Source organism: Burkholderia sp. JPY481 (assembly GCF_038900515.1).
Classification (GTDB): Bacteria; Pseudomonadota; Gammaproteobacteria; order Burkholderiales; family Burkholderiaceae; genus Paraburkholderia; species Paraburkholderia youngii.
In genome coordinates, this window is the sequence record NZ_JAYMRT010000088.1 from 1 (window position 1) to 1,970 (window position 1,970).

Here is a 1,970-nt window from a genome sequence, read left to right on the forward strand (position 1 = left end):
GTGACGTTCTGCATGACAGTGGCCTCCGAAGGAAATTACCGGCTGCGAGGTGGGGGTGACCATCCCATTACAGCTTGCCGAAAAGGTTAACAGCCCCCAGCGGTGTCTTTTTGATTCCGTCTCTAAGTAGCGCTTCGCGGCAGCCTTGTCACGGTGGGCGCGCAGCAGGAAATCGAGCGTGTCTCCCGCTTTGTCCACGGCCCGGTAGAAGTACTTCCACTGTCCCTTGACCTTGATATACGTCTCATATTGGCATTTTTAATGGCGCCCCTGCATTTGCTGACATCCAATCTTCAGTCAATGACAATCACGGAATTGTAACGTTATGGTGTTGGAATGGCGGAGGCGGGCATTTTGTCCTAGTCAATGGTTACGATGTTCGATAAATGGGCTCAGTGGATCGAAATATTTAATCCTTGGCCGGGCAAGGGCGAAGAATAGATGACTTATGATGAGTATGTCGGAGGTGCGGGCCCTTGAAACGGCGTGAAGGCGCCCCGCCTCGCAACGAATCGAAGGACGGTCGAGCATGAAGTCGGTGTGTGTCTTTTGCGGCTCCGCGATTGGGGCCAAACCGTTGTATGAACAGGCGGCGCGCGCGTTCGGCCGCGCCCTCGTCGAGGTCGATCTCGCGCTCGTGTTTGGGGGCGGCAAGGTAGGGCTGATGGGCGTGATCGCCGATACCGTAATGGCCGAAGGCGGCCGCGCGATCGGCGTGATTCCCGAGCTGCTGGTCAGCAAGGAAGTGGGTCATAACGGCCTGACCGAGCTGCACGTGGTGCCCGACATGCATCATCGCAAGAAGATGATGGCCGAGCTGTCCGATGCGTTCGTCGCGATGCCGGGCGGCGCGGGCACGCTCGAGGAGCTGTTCGAGGTCTTCACGTGGGCGCAGCTCGGCTATCACGGCAAGCCGGTCGCGCTGCTGAACACCGGCGGCTTCTACGAGCCGCTGGTCCGCGTGCTTCAGCACACGGTCGACGAAGGCTTCCTGCGCAAGACCTATCTCGACATGCTGCAGATCGACGCCGATCCGCTCGCGTTGATTGGCAAGCTGCAACGTTACGCGCCGCCCGCTCACGACAAATGGGCACACTACCGGCCATAGTCTTGCGATAAAGTGAATTAGGGGTTCTGTCGCAGTAAGAGCGAAAGGTCGGGCAAGACCGATATGGTATGGATTCCTTATCAAGCTAGCGAATAGAACTGCTGTACGGGAGTTTGCACCAACGCTGCAATCGTTCAATTGCCTCTTGACGATCATGTGCATGACTTCGATGCCACCTAGGAGAACGCGGGCGCAACGAAATTTCTGGAACCTGAGCGTCGGGCGGGTCCGGCGCTTGATCGCGCGGTGGTCCTGCTCGACGATGTTATTCAGATACTTCGACTGACGGATCGTGATCGGCGTCTCGCGCCCGGCGTGGATAGCCTCAAGCGCAGCGAGATTCGCCCCAATTTTGTCGATCGTCACCACCTCGGGTTCGCCGTTCCACTCGATCGACTTTTCTAAGTAGCGCTTCGCTGCAGCCTTGTCACGGTGGGCGCGCAGCAGGAAATCGAGCGTGTCTCCCGCTTTGTCCACGGCCCGGTAGAAGTACTTCCACTGTCCCTTGACCTTGATATACGTCTCATCCACGCGCCAGCTCCTGCCGACTGCGCGCTTGCGACGTCGAAATGCCTTTTCCAGAACGGACAGCAACTTGATCGCCCACCGGTGCACGGTTGAATGGTCGACATCGATGCCGCGTTCAGTCATCATCTCTTCCAGATTTCGCAGGCTCAGCCCATATGCCACATACCAGCGCACGCACATCAGCATGACATCGAGCGGATAGTGCAGTCGCTTCAGAACCTTCGCAAGTCCTGGGGCAAGGGCCGTTCGTGGCGTCGGTGCCTTCTTCATCATCGGGTCACTACCGGTTCGTCAGACGCGCATTCTAGCGTCCCCGCACTAATGCGACACATCC

2 protein-coding genes and 1 pseudogene are annotated in these 1,970 nt (G+C 58.0%); 1 reads left to right on the plus strand and 2 read right to left on the minus strand.

The annotated features are described in order from the left end of the window. Positions 1-120: 120 nt before the first annotated feature. A pseudogene (locus tag VSR82_RS39700) lies at positions 121-246 on the minus strand (DDE-type integrase/transposase/recombinase); the annotation flags it as partial. 283 nt (positions 247-529) lie between these two features. Between VSR82_RS39700 and VSR82_RS39705 the strand changes: the two are divergent. Then, the gene (locus VSR82_RS39705) at positions 530-1,108 is read left to right on the plus strand and encodes an LOG family protein (RefSeq protein WP_498858892.1); all 579 of its coding nucleotides are present in this window, start codon (positions 530-532) and stop codon (positions 1,106-1,108) included. Positions 1,109-1,188: 80 nt separating this feature from the next. On the opposite strand, the gene VSR82_RS39710 is transcribed toward VSR82_RS39705, so the two are convergent. After that, a protein-coding gene (locus VSR82_RS39710; RefSeq protein ID WP_498858893.1) for an IS6 family transposase occupies positions 1,189-1,909 on the minus strand; the annotation gives its coding sequence in 2 pieces (ribosomal slippage) (positions 1,189-1,221 and positions 1,223-1,909; 720 coding nt in all). Between the last annotated feature and the right edge of the window lie 61 nt (positions 1,910-1,970).

What these genes read in the sequence shown, in the direction of transcription:
- VSR82_RS39705 (WP_498858892.1), top strand. Translation starts at nt 530, where the DNA reads ATGAAGTCGGTGTGTGTCTTTTGCGGCTCCGCGATTGGGGCCAAACCG.